The sequence below is a fragment of the Jiangella alba genome (genome assembly GCF_900106035.1).
Classification (GTDB): domain Bacteria; phylum Actinomycetota; class Actinomycetes; order Jiangellales; family Jiangellaceae; genus Jiangella; species Jiangella alba.
In genome coordinates, this window is sequence record NZ_FNUC01000004.1 from 3158498 (window position 1) to 3182077 (window position 23580).

The 23580-nt window shown below is 73.7% G+C and carries 18 protein-coding genes and 1 pseudogene; 14 read left to right on the forward strand and 5 right to left on the reverse strand.

The genetic code is table 11. The features are described 5' to 3' along the window. Positions 1-4 precede the first annotated feature (4 nt). The 5 genes and pseudogenes from BLV02_RS32535 to holA all read left to right on the forward strand — a co-directional run bounded on the left by BLV02_RS32535 (position 5) and on the right by holA (position 6829). A complete protein-coding gene (locus BLV02_RS32535) occupies positions 5-1036 on the forward strand; it encodes a DegV family protein (protein WP_069113736.1) in 1032 nt (343 codons plus the stop codon). Between the two features lie 284 nt (positions 1037-1320). Beyond that, positions 1321-1779 carry a VOC family protein gene (locus tag BLV02_RS32540; RefSeq protein WP_069113735.1) on the forward strand — a complete coding sequence of 153 codons (459 nt, stop codon included), beginning with the start codon at positions 1321-1323 and terminating at the stop codon, positions 1777-1779. A gap of 531 nt (positions 1780-2310) precedes the next feature. After that, positions 2311-3111 carry a ComEA family DNA-binding protein gene (locus tag BLV02_RS32545; RefSeq protein WP_216094453.1) on the forward strand — a complete coding sequence of 267 codons (801 nt, stop codon included), beginning with the start codon at positions 2311-2313 and terminating at the stop codon, positions 3109-3111. Between the two features lie 284 nt (positions 3112-3395). Next, positions 3396-5582 (forward strand): annotated as a pseudogene (locus BLV02_RS37370) (DNA internalization-related competence protein ComEC/Rec2); the annotation flags it as partial. A gap of 254 nt (positions 5583-5836) precedes the next feature. Continuing rightward, the gene (gene holA / locus BLV02_RS32555; protein WP_425432589.1) at positions 5837-6829 is read left to right on the forward strand and encodes a DNA polymerase III subunit delta; all 993 of its coding nucleotides are present in this window, start codon (positions 5837-5839) and stop codon (positions 6827-6829) included. 386 nt (positions 6830-7215) lie between these two features. Here the strand turns inward: holA and rpsT are convergent, their stop codons facing one another. The 4 genes from rpsT to BLV02_RS32575 all read right to left on the reverse strand — a co-directional run bounded on the left by rpsT (position 7216) and on the right by BLV02_RS32575 (position 9740). Further along, positions 7216-7476 carry a 30S ribosomal protein S20 gene (gene rpsT, locus BLV02_RS32560; RefSeq protein WP_069113733.1) on the reverse strand — a complete coding sequence of 87 codons (261 nt, stop codon included), beginning with the start codon at positions 7474-7476 and terminating at the stop codon, positions 7216-7218. Positions 7477-7690: 214 nt separating this feature from the next. Continuing rightward, on the reverse strand, positions 7691-8266 hold the full coding sequence (locus BLV02_RS32565; protein ID WP_216094451.1) for a type II toxin-antitoxin system PemK/MazF family toxin: 576 nt from the start codon (positions 8264-8266) through the stop codon (positions 7691-7693). A gap of 59 nt (positions 8267-8325) precedes the next feature. Then, positions 8326-8703, reverse strand: a complete 378-nt coding sequence (locus BLV02_RS37375; RefSeq protein WP_069113732.1) for a type II toxin-antitoxin system antitoxin — start codon at positions 8701-8703, stop codon at positions 8326-8328. A gap of 5 nt (positions 8704-8708) precedes the next feature. After that, positions 8709-9740 carry an SPFH domain-containing protein gene (locus tag BLV02_RS32575; protein ID WP_069113731.1) on the reverse strand — a complete coding sequence of 344 codons (1032 nt, stop codon included), beginning with the start codon at positions 9738-9740 and terminating at the stop codon, positions 8709-8711. 168 nt (positions 9741-9908) lie between these two features. Between BLV02_RS32575 and lepA the strand changes: the two genes are divergently transcribed. Beyond that, positions 9909-11759 (forward strand): translation elongation factor 4, encoded by a 1851-nt coding sequence (lepA, locus tag BLV02_RS32580; RefSeq protein ID WP_074946861.1) that lies wholly within the window; start codon positions 9909-9911, stop codon positions 11757-11759. On the opposite strand, the gene BLV02_RS32585 is transcribed toward lepA, so the two are convergent. After that, positions 11756-12310, reverse strand: coding sequence for an NUDIX hydrolase family protein (locus BLV02_RS32585; protein ID WP_069113729.1), 555 nt, complete (start codon positions 12308-12310; stop codon positions 11756-11758). The genes lepA and BLV02_RS32585 overlap by 4 nt on opposite strands. 345 nt (positions 12311-12655) lie before the next feature. Here BLV02_RS32585 and BLV02_RS32590 point away from each other — a divergent pair, with 345 nt between their 5' ends. The 8 genes from BLV02_RS32590 to BLV02_RS32625 all read left to right on the forward strand — a co-directional run bounded on the left by BLV02_RS32590 (position 12656) and on the right by BLV02_RS32625 (position 23546). Beyond that, complete coding sequence (locus BLV02_RS32590; protein ID WP_083289040.1) at positions 12656-14410, forward strand: ABC transporter substrate-binding protein; 1755 nt, start codon at positions 12656-12658, stop codon at positions 14408-14410. 103 nt (positions 14411-14513) lie between these two features. After that, the gene (locus tag BLV02_RS32595; RefSeq protein ID WP_083289039.1) at positions 14514-15566 is read left to right on the forward strand and encodes an ABC transporter permease; all 1053 of its coding nucleotides are present in this window, start codon (positions 14514-14516) and stop codon (positions 15564-15566) included. A gap of 6 nt (positions 15567-15572) precedes the next feature. Next, positions 15573-16472 carry an ABC transporter permease gene (locus BLV02_RS32600; protein WP_171906838.1) on the forward strand — a complete coding sequence of 300 codons (900 nt, stop codon included), beginning with the start codon at positions 15573-15575 and terminating at the stop codon, positions 16470-16472. Then, positions 16472-17506, forward strand: coding sequence for an ABC transporter ATP-binding protein (locus BLV02_RS32605; RefSeq protein ID WP_074946863.1), 1035 nt, complete (start codon positions 16472-16474; stop codon positions 17504-17506). The genes BLV02_RS32600 and BLV02_RS32605 overlap by 1 nt, the downstream gene beginning before the upstream one ends. 5 nt (positions 17507-17511) lie before the next feature. Next, entirely contained in the window at positions 17512-18507 is a 996-nt protein-coding gene (locus BLV02_RS32610; RefSeq protein WP_069113727.1) for an ABC transporter ATP-binding protein, read from the forward strand. After that, positions 18504-19568 (forward strand): LacI family DNA-binding transcriptional regulator, encoded by a 1065-nt coding sequence (locus BLV02_RS32615; protein WP_069113726.1) that lies wholly within the window; start codon positions 18504-18506, stop codon positions 19566-19568. The genes BLV02_RS32610 and BLV02_RS32615 overlap by 4 nt, the downstream gene beginning before the upstream one ends. After that, positions 19561-21150, forward strand: coding sequence for an FAD-dependent oxidoreductase (locus BLV02_RS32620; protein WP_069113725.1), 1590 nt, complete (start codon positions 19561-19563; stop codon positions 21148-21150). Before BLV02_RS32615 ends, BLV02_RS32620 begins: the two co-directional genes overlap by 8 nt. 11 nt (positions 21151-21161) lie before the next feature. After that, positions 21162-23546: a beta-glucosidase gene (locus tag BLV02_RS32625; RefSeq protein WP_218133520.1), complete on the forward strand. Its 2385-nt coding sequence runs from the start codon at positions 21162-21164 to the stop codon at positions 23544-23546. Positions 23547-23580: the final 34 nt, after the last annotated feature.

The window sequence follows — 23580 nt, forward strand, 5'->3', positions numbered from 1 at the left end:
GTCCGTGACCGGGCGGGTCGCGGTCGTCACCGACTCGACGGCGCACCTCGCCGCCGCCGACGTCGACGAGCACGGCATCCGGGTGGTGCCGCTCCAGGTGGTCGTCGACGGTGTCGCGGTGGACGAGTGGACGCCGGGCGCCGGTCCTGGGCCTGGTCCTGGGCCTGGTCTTGGACGTGAGTCTGGGTTCGGCGCCGGCGGCCTGGGCGCGCCTGGCGTTGGCCTGGGGGAGCGCGGTGGCTCGGGGGAGCGCGGTGGCTCGGGGGAGCGCGGCGGCCGCGCGGGCGGCGTCGGCGGCGTCGGCGTCCAGACCCGGTTCGGCCCGCGGGAGGTGGCCGACGCGCTGCGGGCGCACGTGCCCGTGACGACGTCGCGGCCGAGCCCGCGCGTGTTCCTCGATACCTACGAGTCGGCCGCCGCCGAGGGGTTCGGCGCCGTCGTGTCCGTGCACATCTCCGGCAGCCTGTCCGGCACGGCCGACGCGGCCCGGCTGGCGGCCCGCGACGCGCCCATCCCCGTCCACGTCGTCGATTCGCGGTCGCTGGGCATGGGACTCGGCTTCGCGGTGCTGGTGGCGGCGTCAGCGGCGGAGCGTGGGCTGACGGCGGACGAGGTGGCTGCGCTCGCCCTGGACCGTGCCGTCCGGTCGTCCGCGTTCTTCTACGTCGACACGCTCGAGTACCTGCGTCGCGGTGGGCGGGTGGGCGCGGCGTCGGCCGTGGTGGGGACGGCGTTGGCGATCAAGCCGCTGCTCCACCTCCGCGACGGCTGGGTCGACCTCCTCGAGAAGGTGCGCACGTCGGCGCGGGCCCGCGCCCGCCTCGAAGACCTCGCCGTCGAGCGTGCCCTGGCCGCCGGTGGCCGTGTCGACCTCGCCGTCCACCACCTCGACAACGCCGCCCGCGCCGACGAACTCGCCGCCCGCCTCACCGATCGCCTCCCCACCCTCGGCTCCGTCGTCGTCACCGAGGTCGGCGCGGTCATCGGCGCCCACGTCGGGCCTGGCCTGCTGGCCGCCGTGATCAGCCCGCACTGACCCGCCCGCACCGCCTCGGTCCCGTCCCCGCACCCCCGGCCCGGCAACCCCGGCCCGGCAACCCCGGCCCGGCGACCCCGTCGCCGCTGCCCGGCCGCCGACCCGCCCACATCGCCACCACCTGCCGCCGGCGCCGCCGCCCCCGGTGGCCGACCCGCTGGCACTGCCACTGCCCGGTCGCCGACCCGCTGCGCCGCTACCGCCCGGTAGCCGTCCGACCGGCTCAGCCTGGCCCGGAAGCCGTCGGTCCGGAGGTTGTCGGTGGCGGCTGGCAGGATGCGCAGATGCCGATCGCCTCCGAGATCTTCAACCTCACCTTCGACGCCGCCGATCCGCGCCGGCTGGCCGAGTTCTGGGCGCTGGCGCTCGGCTACCAGCTCGAGCCGCCGCCCGAGGGCTTCGCGACCTGGGAAGAAGCGCTCGCCGCCTGGAACGTCCCGGAAGATCAGTGGCAGTCCGCCAGCGCCATCATCGACCCCGGCGGCGTCCTGCCGCGCATCTTCTTCCAGCAGGTCCCCGAGCCCAAGACCTCGAAGAACCGCGTCCACCTCGACGTCCGCGCGTGGCGCTACACCGACGCCTCCGGAGGCCGGCCGCCGGAGGCCGAGGTCCAGGCCGCCATCGCCGCCAAGGTCGCCGAACTCGTCGCCGCGGGCGCGACGGTCAGCGGCACGGTCGAGCAGTACGGCAACGCCTGGACCGTCCTCCACGACCCCGAAGGCAACGAGTTCTGCGTCGTCTGACCCGGCCGTGCACCGGTCACCCCCTCCCGTTCCGGTCAGCCCGGCCAGTGCCGGTGACTTCGGCGCTCGCGCGCCGGCGGCGTGACCTGCGGCGACCAGCCCGCGCCGCCACCCGGCTCCGACGTCCCGGCGACGCTCCGTCCACAGCCCTGACCAGTTCCGCCGGTTGTCCACAGAAGCCCGTTTCGGCACCCGACCCGGTCGGTGCGGCGGCCTAGCGTCGCAGGCATGCGATCGTTCCGTTCCCGCTCCGTCGACGACCACACGGCGGCGCTCGCCCGAGCCCGGGTGGCGCACGTCGCTGGTCGACCCTGGGCGCACGGAACCGCATTCGCCGACGGCGCCGAACCGCCTCCTGCCCTGGCGGACGACGCGCCAGGGCCGCCGCTCTGGGCAGAGCCGGACATCCCGCATCCACCCGGCGCACCTCCGGCCGACGGACGGCATGCGGCGCCGCACCCCCGCTCAGCCGCCCCGTCTCGGCAGGTGCGGCCACCCACCGAATCGGCACCGGCGGCGACCATGGCGGCCATGGCGCCCGACGCGGTGCCGCCGTGGGCCCGGCTGGCCAGCGCGTCCGGGCGAGCGACTGCGCCCAGCGACGCAGACACTCAGCCCGGCCACGCAGACGACCCACCGCCGCCCGCCGGGTCCACGTCACCGGTCCGGTTCTGGCGGCTGGGGCTGGAACGCGTCCAGCTCGCCGTCATCGTCCTCGTCGTGCTCATCGGGGCCATCGGCGCCGCCGTGCTGTTCCTGCTGACGCGGCCCGAGGTCGTGCCGATCGAGCCCGAACTGGTCGCCACCGGCACCGCCGTCGCCACCGACCCACCCACCAGCGCGCCCACCGACGGCGACGCACCCACTGGGAGACCCGACGATCCGCCGGCCACCGGCGGGCCGATTGTCATTCACGTCGCCGGCCTCGTCGCCCGCCCGGGCGTCGTCGAGCTGCCGTCCGGTTCCCGGGTCGTCGACGCCATCGAGGCGGCCGGTGGAGCCACTCCCGATGCCGACCTGACGCCGATCAACCTCGCCCGCGTCCTCACCGACGGCGAGCAGGTCCTCGTCACCGCCGATCCGCCGCCGGCCGCGCCGCCTGCCCCACCCACCGGCAGCGCGTCCACGCCGACGACGCAAGCGCCGGTCAACCTCAACACCGCGACGGCCGCCGAGCTCGAAGCCCTGCCCGGCATCGGCCCGGCGCTGGCCGGCCGCATCCTCGACTGGCGCGAGCAGAACGGCCGGTTCACCAGCATCGATGAGCTGCGCGAGGTTTCCGGCATCGGCGAGCAGCGCTTCGCCCAACTCGAACCGCTGGTGACGCTATGAGACGCGCACCGATCCCGCGCCCGGCCGAGCCCGTCCCAGAGCAGGCCGCTGCGCACCCCGTCACACCTGGCCAAGACCCGACGCCCACCGATCCCGGGCTGACGCCCGACGCGACGCCCGGCCTGACATCCGACCCGACGCCCGGCCTGACGCTCGACACGGCCGCTGCCGACGCGCTGGACCTGCGTCTCGTGCCCGCCGCGCTGGGCCTCTGGCTCGGCTCGCTGGCCGGCGTCCTGGTGCCGTGGCGCACCGGCCTCGCGGGCTGCGTCTTCGCCGTCGTCATGGTCACGGTCGTCCTGCTCGGCGCCCGCCCGCGAACCGCCAACGCGTCGCCAAATGGCCCACCTCCCGTCGGTCGGCTGACACCCGCCGCCCGCCGCGCTCTCATCGCCGCGACGCTGTGCCTGGTGGCCGGGTTCGTCGTCGGCGCGGCCCGGGCGGCGCCGGTATGGGCTGGGCCGGTCACGACGCTCGCGGCGGCGGGCGCGCACGTCGAGCTCGAGGGCGTCGTCGCGCGCGATCCGGTCGTGCGGCGCGGCGGCCCGGCCGGCGAGGAGGCCGCCGCCACCGAGTACATCGTCGGCCGCCTGCGCGTCGACCACGTCGTCGGCCGTGGCCGCGCCTACGACGTCTCCGTGCCGGTGCTGCTGGTCAGCGGCGACGTCGCCTGGGCTGACCTGCTGCCGGGCCAGCGCGTCAGCGTCTCCGGACGGCTCGAGCCCACCGACCGTCCCCGCGACGACGTCGCCGCCGTGTTCCGCCCGTACGCCGGGCCCGACGAGCGCGCGACCGGCCCGCCGAGCGTCGCCAGCCGCGCCACCGAGCCGTTCCGCGCCGGCCTGCGCCAGGCCGTCAGCGGTGTGCCGCCCGATCCGCGCGGCCTGGTGCCGGGCCTGGTCATCGGCGACGAGTCGCTGCTCTCCGACGATCTGCGCGAGGCCATGACGATCGCCGGGCTGACGCACCTGACCGCGGTGTCCGGGACGAACGTCGCGATCGTGCTGGTGGTCGCGCTCGGGCTGGCGCGCTGGGTGCGCGTACGCGGCTATGCGCTGCCGGTCGTCGGCGTGGTGTGCGTCGTCGGGTTCATGTTGCTCGCGCGGCCCGAGCCGAGCGTCCTGCGGGCCGCGGCGATGGGTCTGGTCGCCGTGGTCGGGTTGACGGTGGCCGGGCGGCGACGCGGCCTGCCGACGCTGGCCGCCGCGGTCATCGTGCTGGTGCTGCTCGATCCGTGGCTGGCCCGTAGCGCCGGGTTCGCGTTGTCCGTGCTGGCCACGGCCGGGATCCTGCTGCTGGTGCCCGCGTGGACACGGTCGCTGGCGTGGCTGCCGCGGCCACTGGCGGTCGCCGTCGCGGTGCCGCTGGCCGCGCAGGTCGCCTGCACGCCGATCGTACTCGGGCTGTCGGGGCAGCTCAGCCTGGCGGCGGTGCCGGCCAACCTGCTCGCCGCGCCCGCCGTGGCGCCGGCGACGGTGCTCGGCGCGGCCGCCGCGGTGGTGAGCCCGATCCTGCCGCCGGTCGCGACGGCGTGCGCGTGGCTGGCCGCCCTCCCGGCCTGGTGGATCGCCGCCGTCGCGAGGTGGTTCGCCGACCAGCCCGGCGCCGTCGTCCCCTGGCCGCCGGGCACGGGCGGCGTGGTCGCGGGCGTCGTGCTGGCGGTGATCGGCCTGATCGCGCTGCCAATGTTGCTGCGCCGTCCGCTGGTCACCGCGGTGGCCGCGGCGGTGCTGGCGATCGGCCTGTTGAAGGCGGTCCCGACGCCGGGCTGGCCGCCTCCAGGATGGCTGGTGGTCGCCTGCGACGTGGGCCAGGGCGACGCGCTCGTGCTGCGGGCCGGCGACCGGTCCGCGGTCGTCGTCGACACCGGGCCCGAGCCGCGGCTGGTACGGCGCTGCCTCGACGGCCTCGGCGTGCGGCAGGTGCCGGTGCTCGTCCTGACCCACTTCCACGCCGATCACGTCGGCGGGCTCGACGGCGTTCTGACCGGCCGTGACGTGGGCCAGGTGCTCGTATCGCCGCTCGGCGACCCGCCCGAGTCGGCCGACGGCGTGCGGCGACGGCTCGCTGCCGCGGGCGTGCCGGCGTCGGTGCCGAGGACCGGCGATCTGATCCAGGTGGGGGAGCGGCTCCGGCTGGACGTGCTCGGGCCGGGCCGGCTGGTCGAGTCGTCGGAGTCCGAGTCCAACAACGCCAGCCTCGTCGTCGAGGCCGACATCGATGGCGTCAGCGTGCTGCTGACCGGCGACATCGAGCCGTCGGCGCAACGATCCCTGCTGCGGTCCGCGCCGGGACTCGACGCCGACGTGCTCAAGGTTGCCCACCACGGTTCGCCGCACCAGGACGCCGGCCTGCTCACGGGCGTCGATGCGCGGGTCGCGCTGATCAGCGTGGGCGAGAACACCTACGGCCACCCGTCGCCGCGGGTGCTCGACGCGCTGCGGGAGAGCGGCGTCCGGGTCTATCGCACGGACGAGCACGGCAGCGTGGCCGTCGTCCGCACCGGCGACGGCGGGCTCGGCGTGGTCACCGGTGGACCGCGAGCCGGGCCGGCGCCGCGGGCCGGACCCACGGCGCGGCGTTCGCTCCGCAGGCGCGGGCCGCCATCCGGCCGACTGCGACGCATGGCCGACGCACCGGGTCGTCCGGTGCGGGGCGCAGGCCGTGTGGTGCGCGCACCGGACGACCCCGTGCGGGCGCCGGGACGTTGTCGGCGGGACGTGACATGCTGTGTGGCGACATGGCTGCGCTATCGACCGATCCCCTCGTCCCGGTCACTCTCGTCTTCGGTCCGGAGGCGTTGCTGGCCGAACGCGCCGCGGGCGCCGTCGTGCGGGCAGCGCGCGCCGCCGATGCCGACGCCGATGTGTCTCAGGTGTCCGGCTCCGAGCTGACCGCCGGGGGCCTCGCCGAGCACGTCAGCCCGTCGCTGTTCGCCACGAGCCGCGTGCTGCTGGTCAACGACGTCCAGGACGTCAGCGAACCGGTCGGCGACCTGCTGGTGGGTTACGTGACCTCGCCCATCGAGGGCATCTACGTGGTGCTGCTGCATCCCGGTGGGGTCAAGGGCAAGAAGCTGCTCACGGCGTTGCGCAAGGCCGGCATCCACGAGGTCCCGGCCGAGCGGCTGACCCGGCCCGACGACCAGGTCTCGTTCGTGCGCGCCGAGGTGCGCCGGCAGGGCGGCCGCATCGACGAGGCGGCCGCGCGGCAGCTGGTCGAGTCCGTCGGCGCCGACCTGCGCGGGCTGGCCTCGGCGGCCGGCCAACTGGCGGTCGACGCGCCGGACGGGCAGGTCACGGGCCAGGTGGTCGCGATGTACTTCGAGGGTCGCGCCGAGGTGAAGGGCTGGGTCGTCGCCGACCGCGCCGTCGAGGGCAAGACCGGCGAGGCGGTCGAGCAGTTGCGCTGGGCGCTCGAGACCGGAACCGACCCGGTGCTGGTCACGGGCGCGCTGGCGACCTCGCTGCGGTCCCTGGCCCGGCTGGCCGGCGCGCCGCGCGGCATGCGCGACGCCGACGTCGCTCGTGACCTGGGCATTCCGCCGTGGAAGATCCGGGTGCTTCGTGGCCAACTGCGCGGCTGGACGCCGACCGGCCTGGCCCGCGCCGTCCGCGCCGTCGCCGACGCCGACCTCGCGGTCAAGGGCGGCGGCAACGATGCGACGCTCGCGCTCACGACGGCACTGGTCGCCATCGGGACTGCTCGCGCCGCCTGAGCTCGGCACCCTGGCGCGGCACTGCTGAACGTCGGCCGAACGCTGGCGCTCACGACGGCGCTGGTCGCCATCGGGACCGCTCGCGCCGCCTGAGCTCGGCACCCTGGCGCGGCACTGCAGAACGTCGGGCGAACGACTGCGGCCGACGGTGTCCATGGAGCGTCAGCGGCGCCTTGCGGGGCGGTGCCCTGTGTTCGCGGTGAGGGTGCCGGATGTGTCCGCTGTGGCGCTGCCGCGTGGTGCGGAGCGTCGTTAGCGGGGCGCAGGCGACGGGCGCGTGGGCACGACAACGGCGCCGTTCTCCGCCTGGGAGAACGACGCCGTCATGCGAATCGAAGCTGGTCCTACGGCGGTCCGAACGCGCTGGGCCGCCGCGGGCGCGAGCCTCAGAGCGAGGCGGCCCGCTTCGAGATCGAGGACTTGCGGTTGGCCGCCTGGTTCTTGTGGATGACGCCCTTGGAGGCGGCCTTGTCGAGCTGCCGGTTGGCGGCGCGAGCGGCCTCGGTGGCCTTCTCGGTCTCGCCGGCGTCGGCGGCCTCGTGGAACCTGCGGATGGCCGTCTTCAGCGACGACTTCACGGCCTTGTTGCGCAGCCGCGCCTTCTCGTTGGTGAGAATCCGCTTCTTCTGGGACTTGATGTTCGCCACGAACTGATGCCTTTGGTCGGTTCGGATAGGTCGTGAGGGCGTCGGCCTCGTCCGGGACCCGCGCCGGTGGGGAACCGTCGCGGCGGCAAGGAGTTGGCCGGGCGCGTCAACGACCTGGGCCGACGCGCAGCCGCCAACAATACCAGCGCGGCGGCTCACCAGCCAATTCGGCCCACCCCGGTCGCCGGCGCCGAACGGAGGGCAGGGGAGCGGCTCAGCTCCACCCGTAGCGGTCGCGCAGTGCGCCGATCACCGCGTCGAACTGGTCGCGGCCGAGCGCCGCCGCCTCGCGCCGCATGCCGTCGGGGTGAACGCGCAGGACCCGGCTGATGTCGACCCAGGACGGACGGTGCTCGCCGTCCCAACTGCCGGAGCCGACGCCGACCCAGTCGTGTTCGCCGTCGTGGTTCTTGCTGGTCAACTGGACGGTGAGCACGGTGCCGCCGGGCTCGCGCGCGACGACGAGGACGGGACGGTCCTTGCCGCGGCCGTCGTTCTCCTCGTACGGGACCCAGGTCCAGACGATCTCGCCGGGATCGGGGTCGCCGTCGGTGCTCGGGTTGTACGACGTGTGGACCTCGCCGACGGAGTGTGCCTCCGTGGTCGCGTTCCGGCCGAACTGGCCGGGCGACTCCTCGCCCTGATCGCCGCCGTCTCGGCGGTCGGCGCGCGGTGCCTGACGATCGGCGGGACGAGCCGATGGCCGAGCCTGGCGGTCGTCGTTGCGGTCGGACCGTCGCTTCGGCGGGGTCAGCAGGGTGCGCACGAGGTCGCGGAGGAGTCGGGCCACGTCGGCACTGTAGCGCCGCGGCCCGCTGCGGGCCCGCCGTTCGCCGACGATCGAGCCGCTCAGACGTCGCCGCCGGTGTGGCCCGGCCCACCGGACCGGCGCGGCTCGGCGGACGGGCGCGGTCCACTGGACGGGGCCGGCGCGGCGGACGGGGGCGGCTCGGCGGACGGGCCCGGGCCGCCGGACGAGGGCAGTTCCTCGCCCGGTGGGGACGGCGGGCGGCCGCGGCGGGGGAGCGGACCGGCGTCCTTCGGCTCCCGCCCGGCCTCCCGCAGCGCGTTGCGCAGCACCAGCTCGACCTGCGCGTTGACGCTGCGGAACTCGTCCTGCGCCCAGCGGGTCAGCGCCTCGTGGACGGCCGGGTCGAGGCGCAGCAGGACGGCGTGCCGCTCACGCCGCCGCGCCGGGCGGGCGCCGTCGGGCTCGGGGTCGGCCACCGCGATCAGGTGTAGAGGCTGCCGGTGTTGACGACCGGGGTGGCGCGCTGGTCGCCGCAGAGGACGACGAGGAGGTTCGACACCATCGCGGCCTTGCGTTCCTCGTCGAGCGCGACGACGTTCTCGCGCTCCAGCCGGGCCAGCGCCAGCTCGACCATGGAGACGGCGCCCTCGACGATGCGTTCGCGGGCGGCGACGATGGCGCTGGCCTGCTGGCGCTGCAGCATCGCCTGGGCGATCTCCTGCGCGTACGCGAGGTGGCTGATGCGCACCTCCAGGATCTCGACCCCGGCGACGGCGACCCGCGCGGCGACCTCGTGCGCCAGTTCGTCGGACACGACGTCGGTCGAGCCGCGCAGCGACGTGCCCTGGTCGCTCTGGTCGTCATACGGGTGGGTGGTGGCGACGTGGCGCAGCGCGGCCTCGGACTGGACCTCGACGAAGTCGCGGTAGTCCTCGACGGCGAACGAGGCGCGCGCGGTGTCGGCGACCTGCCAGACGACGATGGCGGCGATGTTGACGGGGTTGCCGTCGGCGTCGTTGACCTTCAGCTCGGTGGTCTCGAAGTTGTTCACGCGCACCGACACCTGACGCCGGGTGCTGAACGGGACGACCCAGACCAGCCCGGTGCGGCGGACCGTGCCGATGTAGCGGCCGAAGAACAGGATCACCCGCGTCTGTCCCGGCTGGACGACCACCAGCGGCGACGCGAGCAGCGCGGCCACCAGCAGCGCGGCGACGGCCAGTCCGGCGCGACCGGCCGAGACCCCGGCCCAGTCCTCGGTCTCGAAGGCGTCGCGCACCGACGGCGCCAGCTGGACGGCCTGCCAGACGGCGTACGCGGCGGCGGCGAGCGCGAGGAACAACGCGACGAAGCCGCTCATGGCCCACGCGCGGTGTTCGGTGACGTCGACGCGGTGGCCGGACGTGCCCACCGGCGCCGGCCCGGCCAGACGACCGCCACGCTCGGCACCGTCGCCGTCGCGGGCGCCGCCCCGGACCGCATCGGCGGGCGGGGCCGTGGGGGTCTCGGTCATGGGTCCTCCAGGTGTCTCGGCCGAGTCCGGCCAACCAGATAGCTAAGTGATATCACTTTTCTGGCACGCCCGCATCGCCGACCATGGGATGATGTCTGGTGCGGGCGGGAAACCCCGTCCAGGCCGAGAACGTCCCGAACGACCACCCCGAAGCCCCGAGGAAACTGCGTGCCAGTCAGCGAGAACGCGCCGGTGCCGTCGGCGACCCCGCCGGAGCTGATCCGGAACTTCTGCATCATCGCCCACATCGACCACGGCAAGTCGACGCTGGCGGACCGGATGCTGCAGTTGACGGGCGTCGTCGACGAGCGGTCCATGCGCGCGCAGTACCTCGACCGCATGGACATCGAGCGCGAGCGTGGCATCACCATCAAGAGCCAGGCGGTCCGGCTGCCGTTCACGTCGCAGAACAGCGGGACGACGTACGCGCTCAACCTCATCGATACCCCCGGGCACGTCGACTTCTCCTACGAGGTCAGCCGCAGCCTGGCCGCGTGCGAGGGCGCGGTGCTGCTGGTCGACGCCGCGCAGGGCATCGAGGCGCAGACGCTGGCGAACCTGTACATGGCGCTGGAGAACGACCTCACGATCATCCCGGTGCTGAACAAGATCGACCTGCCGGCGGCGCAGCCGGAGAAGTACGCCGCGGAGCTCGCCCACCTCATCGGCGGCGACCCCGACGACGTCCTGCGGGTGAGCGGCAAGACCGGCGAGGGCGTGCTCGAACTGCTCGAGCGGGTCGTGGCCGAAGTGCCGGCGCCCGAGGGCGACCCCGACGCGCCCGCCCGCGCGATGATCTTCGACAGCGTCTACGACACCTACCGCGGCGTCGTCACGTACGTCCGCGTCATCGACGGGAAGCTGACGCCGCGCGAGCGCATCCTCATGCTGTCGACGAAGGCCACGCACGAGCTGCTCGAGATCGGCGTCATCTCGCCAGAGATGACGCCCGGCGGCGGGCTCGGCGTCGGCGAGGTCGGCTACCTGATCACCGGCGTGAAGGACGTCCGCCAGTCGAAGGTCGGCGACACCGTCACCGTCGCCGGGAAGCCGGCCAGCACCCCGCTGGCCGGCTACCGCGATCCCAAGCCGATGGTGTTCTCCGGCCTCTACCCGGTGGACGGGTCGGACTACCCCGACCTGCGCGAGGCGCTCGACAAGCTCAAGCTCAACGACGCCGCGCTGGTGTACGAGCCGGAGACGTCGGCGGCGCTGGGCTTCGGCTTCCGCTGCGGCTTCCTCGGCCTGCTGCACCTCGAGATCGTCCGCGAACGGCTCGAGCGCGAGTTCGGCCTCGACCTCATCTCGACCGCGCCGAACGTCGTCTACCAGGTCACCATGGAGGACGGCGCCGAGCACATCGTCACGAACCCGAGCGAGTTCCCGTCCGGCAAGATCGCGTCGGTGCGCGAGCCGGTCGTGCGGGCCACGCTGCTGGCGCCGAGCGAGTTCGTCGGCACCATCATGGAGCTGTGCCAGGCCCGCCGCGGCACGCTGCTCGGCATGGACTACCTGTCCGAGGACCGCGTCGAGCTGCGCTACACCATCCCGCTGGCCGAGATCGTGTTCGACTTCTTCGACGCGCTCAAGTCGCGCACCCGCGGCTACGCCAGCCTCGACTACGAGCCCACCGGCGACCAGGAGGCCGACCTCGTCAAGGTCGACATCCTGCTGCACGGCGACCCCGTCGACGCGTTCAGCGCCATCGTCCACAAGGACAAGGCCTACGCGTACGGCGTCGCCATGGCGGGCAAGCTCAAGGAGCTCATCCCGCGGCAGCAGTTCGAGGTGCCCATCCAGGCCGCCATCGGCGCGCGCGTCATCGCCCGCGAGAACATCCGCGCCATCCGCAAGGACGTCCTGGCCAAGTGCTACGGCGGCGACATCACGCGGAAGCGGAAACTGCTGGAGAAGCAGAAGGAAGGCAAGAAGCGGATGAAGATGGTCGGCCGGGTCGAGGTGCCGCAGGAGGCGTTCATCGCGGCACTCTCGTCCGACGGCGGCGGCTCTTCGAGCTAGACGACCGGCGGCGCGGGCGGGAAGCCGAGGTGCGCGAGCGCCTGGCGCAGCACGATGCCGTGCCCGCCGAGCATCTCCTTCTGGACGGCGTCGTCGGCGGCGTCCTGCGGTGACAGCCAGATGAGGTCGAGCGCGTCCTGACGGGGCGCGCAGTCGCCGGTGACGGGGATGACGAACGCCAGCGCGACGGCGTGCTGGCGGGGGTCGTGGTACGGCGTGACGCCCGGCGTGGGCAGGTACTCGGCGACGGTGAACGGCGTCGGCGACACCGGGATGCGCGGCAGTGCCAGCGGGCCGAGGTCCTTCTCGATGTGCCGCACCAGCGCGTCGCGGATGCGTTCGTGGAACAGCACCCGCCCGGCCACGACCTCGCGCCGGATCTCGCCCTCCGGCGTCGACCGCAGCAGCAGGCCGACCGCCGTCGCGACACCGGAGTCGTCGACGCGTACGGGGACCGCGTTGACGTAGAGGATCGGGAGCCGACGACGCGCGGTGGCGAGCTCGTCGGGGGTGAGCCAGTTCTCGTGGGAGTCGACGGCGGTCTGGTTCATGGGACTGTTCTACACAGTCTTGGTGACGACGCGCCGACGACCACGCGAGATGTGACCGACGACCGGTCCGGCAACCCTCTTGACACGTGTCCGCAACGTCCCTAAATTCTTCGGTCATACGTAGGAGCGCATCGGCGCATTTTTTTCGGACGCTCGCTCATACGTATGCGCAGTCATCGTTGGAACCCAGCTGGGAGTCCTGACATGCGAACCACGAGACGTGAACTCCGGGTAGGCGGCGCCATGCGAGCGGCCGCCGTGCTCCGGGCAGTTGTGACCGGCCGGCCGGGTGCTGATGGGCCGACCGGGGCGGACGCGGCGGCGGGTGCCGGTCGGCGGCGGACGATGCGCCGGGCGAAGGCTGCCGCCGCGGGGAGGAGCCGGGACGGCAGCGGCGCGGCGGGCAGTACCCGCGGCACGCGCAGGGCAGGCAGTACCCGCGGCGCGGCCCGCGGCACGTGGCGGACGGCGGCGGCCGCGGTGCTGGTGCTCGGTCTCGCGGCCGCGTGCACCGCCGGCACCACGAACCAGAGCGGCGGCAGCAACGAGAACGGCGGCGGCACGGTCATCTACGGCAAGACCGACGGCGGCACGACGTTCGTGCGGAACTACAACGTGATGGGGCCGGCCACCGACAAGGCGCCGCATCCGGAGATGATCTACGAACCGCTCATGCGCATCGACTACGGCAACGGCGCGGTGATCGAGCCGTGGCTGGCCGAGAGCTGGGAGTTCAACGACGATGGCACGCAGCTGACGATGACGCTGCGCGACGACGTGACGTTCTCGGACGGCGAGGAGTTCACCGCCGACGACGTCGTGTACAGCCTGAGCCTGCCGCTGGAGAAGCCGGAGTTCAGCATCGCGGGCGTCACCTACACCGCGGTGGAGAAGGTCGACGACACGACGGTGAGCGTGACGTTCGCGGAGCCGTCGTTCGCCACGCTCAAGCAGTTCGCCAGCGTCCTGCTGCCGATGGTCCCGGAACACATCTGGACCGCCGAGGACCTGAACACCTGGACCAACCCGGACCCGGTCGGGACGGGGCCGTTCACGCTCGGCGACTTCAAGCCGCAGCAGGTGACGCTGCAGGCGCGGGACGACTACTGGGGCGGCGACCTGCCGATGGACTCGTTCAAGATCATCCCGACCGGCGAGGCGCTGAAGGCGCAGCTGCTGCGCGGCGAGGTCGACCTCGGGACGGCGTCGTGGGCGAACGGGGAGGAGGAGTACGTCGGGCAGGACCCGGAGCGGCACCTGTACCAGCTGTACTCCAACGGCGGCGCGATGTCGCTGCTGTTCAACACCGCGAAGCCGCCGTTCGACGACGTGCACGTGCGGCGGGCGCTGTCGATGACGATCGACCGGACGGCGGTCGTGACGACGCTGCAGCGGCCGGGCACCGAGGCCGGCCCGACCGGGCTGTCCGAGCAGCTCTACGGCGACTGGATGCGCCCGGAGTACCTGGAGGTGCAGCCGGTGTCGGCCGACGACGCGCTGGCGGAGCTGGCGGCGGGCGGCTGGACGATCGAGGACGGCGCGCTGGTGAAGGACGGCCAGAGCTACCCGCTGACGATCCTGTTCAACGCCGACTGGGGCTGGGGCAGCTACGCCGACATCCTCATCAACACCTGGCGCGACACGCTCGGCCTGGAGGTCCAGCCGGCCGGCCAGCCGAGCGCCGGCTACTACGACCAGCAGAACCTCGGCACCTTCGACATGGTCGCGGCGACGACGGGCGGCGCGGGCATCTACGGCGTCTACAACTTCCTCAGCAGCTCGTTCCTGATGCCGATCGGCGAGTCGGCGTCGCTGAACGCGGGCCGCTGGAACGACCCGGAGACCGACGAGATCATCACGGCGATGGAGCGCACCGAGGACGTCGACGAGCTCAAGGAGCTGGGGCAGCAGCTGCAGGACATCGTCGTCGAGGAGGTGCCGTTCAGCCCGATCTACAACAACTACTGGTTCGTCGACATCAACGCGACGCGGTGGACGAACTGGCCGACGCCGGAGTCGTTCGACCACATCCCGTTCATCGGGATGGGCCCGGACATGACGCTGACCCTGCTCGACCTCGAACCGACGGGCGAGAGCTGAGCCCCGCGGGGCGCGTCCAGCGGCCCCGGACGCGCCCCGCGGCCAGGGGGTGGCGGACGGATCTTCCGTCAGACACCCCCTAGCGAACGAGAGGAGGGACACGATGGCCACCACCCTGACCGCCACCGCGGCGCCGGCCAAGGCGCCGAGAACGCGCCGCCGCTGGGGCTTCCTGGCCCGCCGGCTCGGCTTCTACGCCGTCGCCGCCGCGGCCGCGATCGTGCTGAACTTCCTGCTCCCGCGGCTGATGCCGGGCGACCCGTCGTCGGCGATCGTGGAGGAGCTGGAGCGGGTCAGCGGGCAGCAGGTGCCGCCGGAGACGCTGGCGTCGATCCGGGCGATCTTCGGCGACCCGAGCCAGAACCTGGGCGAACAGTTCGTCAGCTACCTCGGCCAGCTCGCGCACCTGGACCTCGGCGTGTCGATCGTCAACTTCCCGGTCCCGGTCGGCGACCTCGTGTGGCAGGCGCTGCCGTGGACGCTGCTGCTGGTGGGTGTGACGACGGTGCTGGCGTTCGTCGTCGGCACCGGGCTGGGCGTGCTGGCCGGCTGGAAGGCGGGCAGCCGCTTCGACGCCGTCGTGACGCCGCTGACGACGTTCCTGTCGTCGGTGCCGTACTTCTGGGTGGCGCTGCTGGCGCTGTGGGTGTTCGGGTTCCTGCTCGGCTGGTTCCCGCTCTCCGGCGGCTACGACCCGAACCTGACGGAGGGCCTGAACCTCCCGTTCCTGGCCAGCGTGCTGCACTACGGCGCGCTGCCGGCGACGACGATCGTGTTCTCCGCGTTCGGCGGCTGGCTGCTGGGCATGCGCAACATGATGGTGACGACGGTGCGCGAGGACTACGTGCTGCTGGCGCAGGCCAAGGGGCTGGCGCCGGGCCGGGTGATGCTGCGCTACGCCGCCCGCAACGCGATGCTGCCGAGCTTCACCGGGTTCGCGATGGCGCTGGGCGGGGTCGTCGGCGGGGCGCTGCTGACCGAGATCGTGTTCAGCTACCCGGGCATCGGCTACCTCATGTACGAGGCGCTGCAGAAGCGCGACTACCCGATGATGCAGGGCGTCTTCCTGCTGATCACGCTGGCGGTGCTGGTGGCGAACCTGGTGGCCGACTCGGTGTACGTGCTGCTCGACCCGCGCATCCGGGAACAGGGGTGACGGGCCGTGCGTGCTGACCTGCTGCGGGGCTGGAAGGTCCGGTTCGGCCTGGCCGTTCTCGGGTTCTTCGTGCTGCTGGCGATCTTCGGACCGTGGATCAACGAGTACGTGCTCGGCATCGACCCGCGGGCGAACGACCTCGAGGCGATCTCGGCGCCGCCGAGCGCGGACCACCTGCTGGGGACGACGCAGTTCGGCCAGGACGTGCTGGCGCAGACCATCGCCGGCGCTCGCGGGTCGATGTTCGTCGGGTTCCTCGCGGCGACCATCGGGACGCTGATCGCGGTGCTGGTGGGGGTACCGGCCGGGTACTTCCGCGGCGGCGTCGACAACGGACTGAACTTCCTCACCAACCTGTTCCTGGTCATGCCGGTGCTGCCGCTGATTCTCATCGTGGCCGGCTACATGCAGGGCACCGGACTGTGGATGATCGCGCTGATCGTCGGCCTGTTCGGCTGGTCCGGCGGGGCGCGGACGCTGCGCGCGCAGGCGCTGAGCGTCAGCAGCCGCGACTTCGTGCTGGCGATGCGGATGCTCGGCGAGCCGCACCGGCGGCTGATCTTCTTCGAGGTGCTGCCGCACCTCACCGGCTGGATCGCGGCGATGTTCCTGCACGGCATCATCGGCGGCGTCATGGCCGAGGCCGGGCTGGCCTTCCTCGGCATCTCCGACTCCGGCGCGATCAGCTGGGGCACCATGATCCAGGCGGCGCAGCAGCAGAGCGCGGTCCTGCGCGGCTTCTGGTGGTGGTTCGTGCCGCCGGGGCTGTGCATCGCCCTCATCGGCACCGCCGCGACGCTGGTGAACTTCGGCGTCGACGAGCTGTCCAACCCGAAGCTGCGGCAGGCCCGGCGCTCGGTGGTCAAGCGGACGAAGACGCTGCGCGCGGCGGGGAGTGAGGCGTGATGACGGAGTCGGCGACCCTGGGCACGACGGCGACACCGGCGGCCGCGCCGTCCGGCGTCGTGCTGGAGGTCCGCGGCCTGGACGTCGAGTACGCCACCGGCGACGACCCGGTCCGGGCCTGCGTCGACGTGTCGTTCACGCTGCACCGCGGCGAGATCCTCGGCGTGGCCGGCGAGTCCGGCTCGGGCAAGTCGACGCTGATCACGGCGTTGACGCGGCTGCAGCGACCGCCGGCGGTGACGTCGGCCGGGCAACTGCTCTACCACCCGCGCGACGGCGGGCCGCCGGTCGATCTGGTGACGCTGTCCGGCCGCGAGCTGCGCCGGTTGCGCTGGACCACCCTGTCGATCGTGCTGCAGAGCGCCATGGACGCGCTCAACCCGGTCATGCGGGTGGGCGCGCAGTTCGTCGACGCGCTGCGGACGCACGACCGGCGGCTGGACAAGCGGGCCGCGTGGGAACGGGCGGCCGAGCTGCTCGGCATGGTCGGTGTGTCGGCCGACCGCGCCCGTGCCTACCCGCACGAGCTGTCCGGCGGCATGCGCCAGCGCGCCAGCATCGCGCTCGCGCTGGCCTGCCGGCCCGACCTCGTGGTCATGGACGAACCGACGACGGCCGTCGACGTCGTCATGCAGCGCCAGACCCTGGCGCAGGTGCTGCGGCTGCGGCGCGAGCTCGGCTTCGCCGTCGTGTTCGTGACGCACGACCTGTCGCTGCTGCTGGAGCTGGCCGACCGCGTCGCGATCATGTACGCCGGGCGCATCGTCGAGCTGGGCACGTCGGCGTCGCTGTACGAGGAACCGCGGCACCCGTACACCCGGGGGCTGCGCGACTCGTTCCCGCCGCTGCGGGCGCCGCTGCGCCGGCTCACCGGCATCAGCGGCAGCCCGCCGGACCTGCGCCGCCCGCCGTCGGGCTGCCCGTTCCACCCGCGCTGCGGGCAGCGGTTCGACGGCTGCGACGAGCGGCTGCCGGTCCTGCGCGACGTCGGCGGCAACGACGTCGCCTGCCACCTCTACCCGGAAGGGAGCTGACCGCCATGGCACCGGTGCTGGAGGCGCGGGACGTGTCCAAGCACTTCACCGTGCGCAGCGCGCTCGGCAGCTCGGCCGTCGTCCGGGCGGTCGAGGACGCGACGGTCGCGCTGGAGCCGGGCGAGATCGTCGCGCTGGTCGGCGAGAGCGGCAGCGGCAAGACGACGCTGGCGCGGCTGCTGGCCCGGTTCTACGAGCCGACGAGCGGCGAGATCCGGCTGAACGGGACGGCGGTCGACGGCGCCGGGCGGCGGGCCGGGCGCGAGTACCACCGCGACGTCCAGCTGATCTTCCAGGACCCGTTCGGCTCGCTGAACCCGCTGCACCGCGTCCGCTACAACCTGGAGCGGGCGCTGCGGCTGCACCACGGCGTCCGCGACAAGGCCGAGCGCGGCCGCCGCGTCGTGGAGCTGCTGGAACGGGTCAGCCTGACCCCGGTCGAGCAGTTCATCGACAAGTTCCCGCACGAGCTGTCCGGCGGGCAGCGGCAGCGCGTCGTCATCGCCCGCGCGCTCGCGGTCGAGCCGAAGGTGCTGCTCGGCGACGAGCCGATCTCGATGCTGGACGTGTCGATCCGGCTGGAGATGCTCAACCTGCTGGACCGGCTGCGCACCGAGGACGGGCTGGCGCTGCTCTACATCACCCACGACATCGCCAGCGCGCGCTACCTGTGCGACCGGATCGTGGTGATGTACGCGGGCCGCATGGTCGAGGGCGGCCCGAAGGAGGACGTCATCGCGAACCCGCGGCACCCGTACACGCGGCTGCTGATCGACTCGTCGCCGGACCCGGCGCGGGCGGCCGGCGACCGGGCGGAACTGTTCGGCGCCGACGCCGGCGAGCTGGGCGAGCCGCCCAGCCTCATCGACCCGCCGGCCGGCTGCCGGTTCCATCCGCGCTGCCCGTTCGCGATGGACCGCTGCCGCACCGAGGCGCCGCCCCGGACGGAGCTGAGCAACGGCCAGTGGACGCACTGCTGGCTGGAAGAGGGGGAGAAGTGACGACGCAACGACGAGAGCGGGCGCCGCGCCAGGCCGATGTCGCGCGGCTGGCGGGGGTGTCGCAGTCCGCGGTGTCGCGGGTCATCGGCGGCGACCCGGAGGCGGCCGCGCGCATCCCGGAGGACACCCGCCGGCGCATCCTGGACGCGGTCAAGGAGCTCGGCTACGTGCCGAACCTGTCCGCCCGCAAGCTGCGCAACAAGACCAACCGGCTGCTCGGCGTGCACACCTTCGAGCCGGTGTTCCCGCACGCGCGCGAGAACTTCTACTTCGAGTTCCTGCTCGGCATCGAGGAGCGCGCCGAGGAGATCGGCTACGACCTCGTGCTGTTCACGTCGACGGGGGCCAGCGACGGCCGCCGCCGGGTGTACCGCGACGGGACCAACCGGCTCAACGTCGCCGACGGCACCGTCCTGCTCGGCGTCGCGACGGACAAGGCCGACCTCGCCCGGCTGTGGCAGGAGGGCTACCCGTTCATCCACATCGGCCGCCGCGACGTGCCCGGCGCGGACATCCCGTGCGTCATCCCGGACTACTTCGGCATCACCGGCGACATCGCCGGGCGGCTCGCGGCGCTCGGCCACCGCCACGTTGCCTACCTGCGTGAACACCTGGAGATGGAGCCGTACGAGGACCGCCGCCGCGGCTACGCCGACGCCGTCGAGCGACTCGGCCTGATCGACCGGTCGCCGGGCTTCCGTGGCGAGATCGGGCTGGACGACGCCTGGCTCGACGAGCTGGCCCGCGGCCCCGAGACCGCCGTCGTGGCCGAGAGCGAGCGGCTGGCCGAGGCGCTGCGGCACGGGCTGCGCGAGCGCGGCCGCGAGGTACCGGCCGACCTGTCGGTGGTGGTCCTCGAGGGCATCGGGCCGGACGCGTCGCTGCGCTGGGAACACCTGGACATCCCCCGCAAGGAGATCGGCCGCACCGCCATCGACGCCCTGGTCGCCATCGTCGACGACCCGGCCGCGCGCAGCGAGAGCGTCGTCGTCCCCTGCTCGATCGTCGACGGCGACTCGACCGCGCCCCCCGCCCCGAAGGAGCCCGCACCGCATGCGTGAACTGCAGACCGACGTCCTCGTGGTCGGGGGCGGGCTGGGCGGCGTCGCCGCCGCGCTCGCCGCCGCCCGGCTGGGTCACCGGGTGGTGCTGACGGAGGTGACCGACTGGCTCGGCGGCCAGCTCACCGCGCAGGCCGTGCCGCCGGACGAGCACCCGTGGATCGAGACCGCGAACACCGCCGCCGGCTACGCCGACCTGCGCCGCCGGGTCCGCGACTACTACCGGCGCAACTACCCGCTGACGGCGGCGGCCGCGGCCGACCCGCTGCTCGACCCCGGGCTGGGCATCGTGAGCCGGTTCTGCCACGAGCCGCGGGTCGCGGTCGCCGTGCTGGACGAGCTGCTGGCGCCGCTGCGGGCGGCCGGCCGGCTCACCGTCCTGCTGGAGCACGAGCCCGTCGCGGCGCACACCAGCGGCGACGAGGTCGATGCCGTGACGCTGCGCGACGGGCGCACCGGCGGCGAGGTCACCGTCGCCGCGAGCTACGTCCTCGACGCCACCGAGCTGGGCGACCTGCTGGAGCTGGCCGGCGTCGAGCACGTCATCGGCGCCGAGGGCCGCGACGAGACCGGCGAGCCGCACGCTCCCGCCGTCGCCGACCCGCTGGACCAGCAGGCGGTCTCGTGGTGTTTCGCGCTGGACCACCGCCCGGGCGAGGACCACACCGTCGACCGGCCGGCCGGCTACGACCACTGGCGCGACACGGCCGCTCCGTTCTGGCCCGGCCCGCAGCTGTCCTGGCACGACGTCGTCCCGATCACGCTGCGGCACCGGGAGTGGCGGCTGTTCGAGGCCAACCCGGGCGCGGCGGCCCCGTTCTCGCTGTGGCGGTTCCGCCGGGTGCTGGCCCGCGAGCAGCTGGACGGCGTCGACTCCGACGTCACGGTCGTGAACTGGCCGCAGATCGACTACTGGGAGCGCCCGCTGCTGGGCGTCGGCGCGGACGAGCGGGACGCCGCGCTGGCCGCCAGCCGGGAGCTGTCGCTGTCGTTCCTGCACTGGATGCAGACCGAGGCGCCGCGCCCGGACGGCGGCGCCGGCTACCCGGGGCTGCGGCCGCGGCCGGACGTCACGGGCACGGCGGACGGCCTGGCGAAGTCGGCGTACATCCGCGAGTCGCGGCGCATCCGGGCCGAGTTCACCGTCCTCGAGCAGCACGTCGGCGTCGACGCCCGGCCGGACGGCGCCGGCAGCGAGGTGTTCGCCGACAGCGTCGGGCTCGGCCGCTACCGCATCGACCTGCACCCGAGCACCGCCGGGCGGACCTACGTCGACATCGAGGCGTACCCGTTCCAGATCCCGCTCGGCGCGCTGATCCCGCAGCGGGTCGACAACCTGCTGCCGGCGAACAAGAACATCGGCACCACCCACATCACCAACGGCTGCTACCGGCTGCACCCGGTCGAGTGGAGCATCGGCGAGGCGGCCGGCGCGCTGGCCGCGTTCTGCCTCAGTCACGGCCTGCCGCCGCGCAAGGTGCGCTCCGACCAGACCCACCTGGCGGACTTCCAGCGGCTGCTGACCGGCACGCTCGGCGTGACCCTGGCCTGGCCGGACGAGATCCGCACCCACCGCGACTGAAGGGCTCGACCGTGATCGAGAAACTGACGCTGGAGCAGAAGGTCCGGCTGCTGACCGGCGCCGACACCTGGGGCCTGTACGACGAGCCGGCCGTCGGCCTGCGCCGCATGGTGCTGTCCGACGGGCCGTCCGGTATCCGCGGCGAGAGCTGGGACGACCGCGAGCGCGCGCTGAACCTGCCGTCGGCGACGGCCCTCGGCGCCACCTGGGACGTCGCGCTGGCCGAGCGGTACGGCGCCGTCCTCGCGGCCGAGGCACGCCGCCGCGGCGTCGACGTGGTGCTCGGGCCGACCATCAACCTGCATCGCAGCCCGCTCGGCGGCCGGCACTTCGAGGCGTACTCGGAGGATCCGCTGCTGACGTCGCGGCTGGCCGCGGCGTATGTGCGTGGTGTGCAGGACGGCGGGGTGGGCGCGTGCCCGAAGCACTACGTGGCCAACGACTTCGAGACCGAGCGGTTCACCGCCGACGTGGTCGTGTCCGAGCGGGCGCTGCGCGAGCTGTACCTGGCGGCGTTCGAGGACACCGTTGTCGAGGAACGGCCGTGGATGGTGATGGCCGCGTACAACTCGGTGAACGGGACGACGATGACGGAGAACGCCCTGCTGGCGTCGCCGCTGTGCGACGAATGGGGCTTCGACGGCGTCGTCGTGTCCGACTGGTGGGCGGCGCGGACGACGGCCGAGGCGGGACACGCGCGGCTGGACCTCGTCATGCCCGGCCCGGACGGCCCTTGGGGCGACGCGCTGGTCAAGGCGGTGCGGGCCGGTGAGGTGCCGGAGGCGGCGGTCGACGAGAAGGTGCGGCGGCTGCTCCGGCTCGCGGAGCGGGTCGGAGCACTCGACGGGTCCGAGGCGGCCGCCCCGCCGGTGGTCGCCGACGGCCCGGCGTTCGCCCGCGAGGTCGCCGCGGCCGGGACCGTGCTCGTCCGCAACGAGGGCGAGCTGCCGTGGGACGCGTCGGCGCTGCGCTCCGTCGCCGTCATCGGGCACAACGCGCTGGCCGCCCGCACGCAGGGCGGCGGCAGCGCGCACGTCGAGCCGGAGCGGGTGGTGTCGCCGCTGGACGGGCTGCGCGCGGCGCTCCCGGACGCGGACGTGCGCTGGATGCTGGGCGCCGTCGTCCAGCCGGGCATCGAGCCGCTGCCGCTGGGCGCCCTGACCGACCCGGTCACCGGCGAGCCCGGGATCCGGCTGGTCTGCCGCGACGCCGCCGGCGCCGTCGTGCTGGACGAGAACCGGCGCACCGCGAACCTGTCCCGGCTCGGGTCGGCCCGGCTGGGCGCGACGACGACGCTGGAGGTCACCGCCCGGTACGTGCCCGCGAGCGGCGGGACGACGCGGCTGGGCGTCGCCGGGGCGGGAACGGCCGAGCTGAGCGTCGACGGCGCCGTCGTGCTGGCGACCACGCTGGTGCACGACGGCGAGGAGTTCGGCGGCGGGCTGGTCGCGCCGCCGTCGGCGACCGTCCCGGTCGAGCTGGCCGCGGGCACGCCGGTGGACCTGCGGGTCACCGTCGAGCTGCCGCCGCGCGAGAACGCCGACAGCGGCGTCACGCTGGTCGTCGGCGCCGACCTCGCGACAGCGGACGCGGACACCGAGATCGAGCGGGCCGCCGCGGCCGCGCGGGCGGCCGACGTCGCCGTCGTCGTGGTCGGCACCAGCGCCGAGGTCGAGCGCGAGGGCGCCGACCGCGCGTCGCTGGCGCTGCCCGGACGGCAGGACGACCTCGTCCGGGCCGTCGCGGCCGCGAACCCGCGCACCGTCGTGGTGGTGAACGCGGGGGCGCCGGTGCTGCTGCCGTGGCGCTCCGAGGTGGCCGCGGTGCTGCTCACCTGGTTCGGCGGGCAGGAGTACGGCCACGCGCTGGCCGACGTGCTGCTCGGCCTGGTCGAGCCGGGCGGGCGGCTGCCGACGACCTGGCCGGCCACCGAGGCCGACGTGCCGGTGCTGGCCACCGCGCCCGTCGAGGGCCGGGTCGCGTACGACGAGGGCGTGCACGTCGGCTATCGGGCCTGGCTGCGGACCGGCGCCGAGCCGGCGTACCCGTTCGGGCACGGCCTCGGCTACACGACCTGGTCGTTCGACCACCTCGCCGTCGACGGCCACGACGTCACCGTCAGCGTCGCCAACACCGGGACGCGGCCCGGCAAGCACGTGGTCCAGGTGTACCTCTCGCGACCCGGCAGCGCCGTCGACCGGCCGGCCCGCTGGCTGGCCGGCTTCGCCGTCGCCGAGGCCGGGCCGGGAGAGAAGGCGACCGTGACCGTGCCGCTCCGGCGGCGCGCCTTCGAGCACTGGGACGGCGGCTGGCGCACCGAGCCGGGCACGTTCACCGTCCACGCCGGTACGAGCGTCGCGGACCTGCCGCTGCGCGCCGACGTGGCCAGCCCCTAGGGAAGGAGGACGAGGAGCAGTCAGACGGGGGTTC

Coding starts and splice junctions, on each gene's coding strand:
- BLV02_RS32540 (WP_069113735.1), top strand. CDS start 1,321: ATGCCGATCGCCTCCGAGATCTTCAACCTCACCTTCGACGCCGCCGAT.
- BLV02_RS32545 (WP_216094453.1), top strand. CDS start 2,311: ATGGCGCCCGACGCGGTGCCGCCGTGGGCCCGGCTGGCCAGCGCGTCC.
- holA (WP_425432589.1), top strand. CDS start 5,837: ATGCTGTGTGGCGACATGGCTGCGCTATCGACCGATCCCCTCGTCCCG.
- BLV02_RS32575 (WP_069113731.1), bottom strand. CDS start 9,740: ATGACCGAGACCCCCACGGCCCCGCCCGCCGATGCGGTCCGGGGCGGC.
- BLV02_RS32585 (WP_069113729.1), bottom strand. CDS start 12,310: ATGAACCAGACCGCCGTCGACTCCCACGAGAACTGGCTCACCCCCGAC.
- BLV02_RS32590 (WP_083289040.1), top strand. CDS start 12,656: ATGCGCCGGGCGAAGGCTGCCGCCGCGGGGAGGAGCCGGGACGGCAGC.
- BLV02_RS32595 (WP_083289039.1), top strand. CDS start 14,514: ATGGCCACCACCCTGACCGCCACCGCGGCGCCGGCCAAGGCGCCGAGA.
- BLV02_RS32605 (WP_074946863.1), top strand. CDS start 16,472: ATGACGGAGTCGGCGACCCTGGGCACGACGGCGACACCGGCGGCCGCG.
- BLV02_RS32610 (WP_069113727.1), top strand. CDS start 17,512: ATGGCACCGGTGCTGGAGGCGCGGGACGTGTCCAAGCACTTCACCGTG.
- BLV02_RS32620 (WP_069113725.1), top strand. CDS start 19,561: ATGCGTGAACTGCAGACCGACGTCCTCGTGGTCGGGGGCGGGCTGGGC.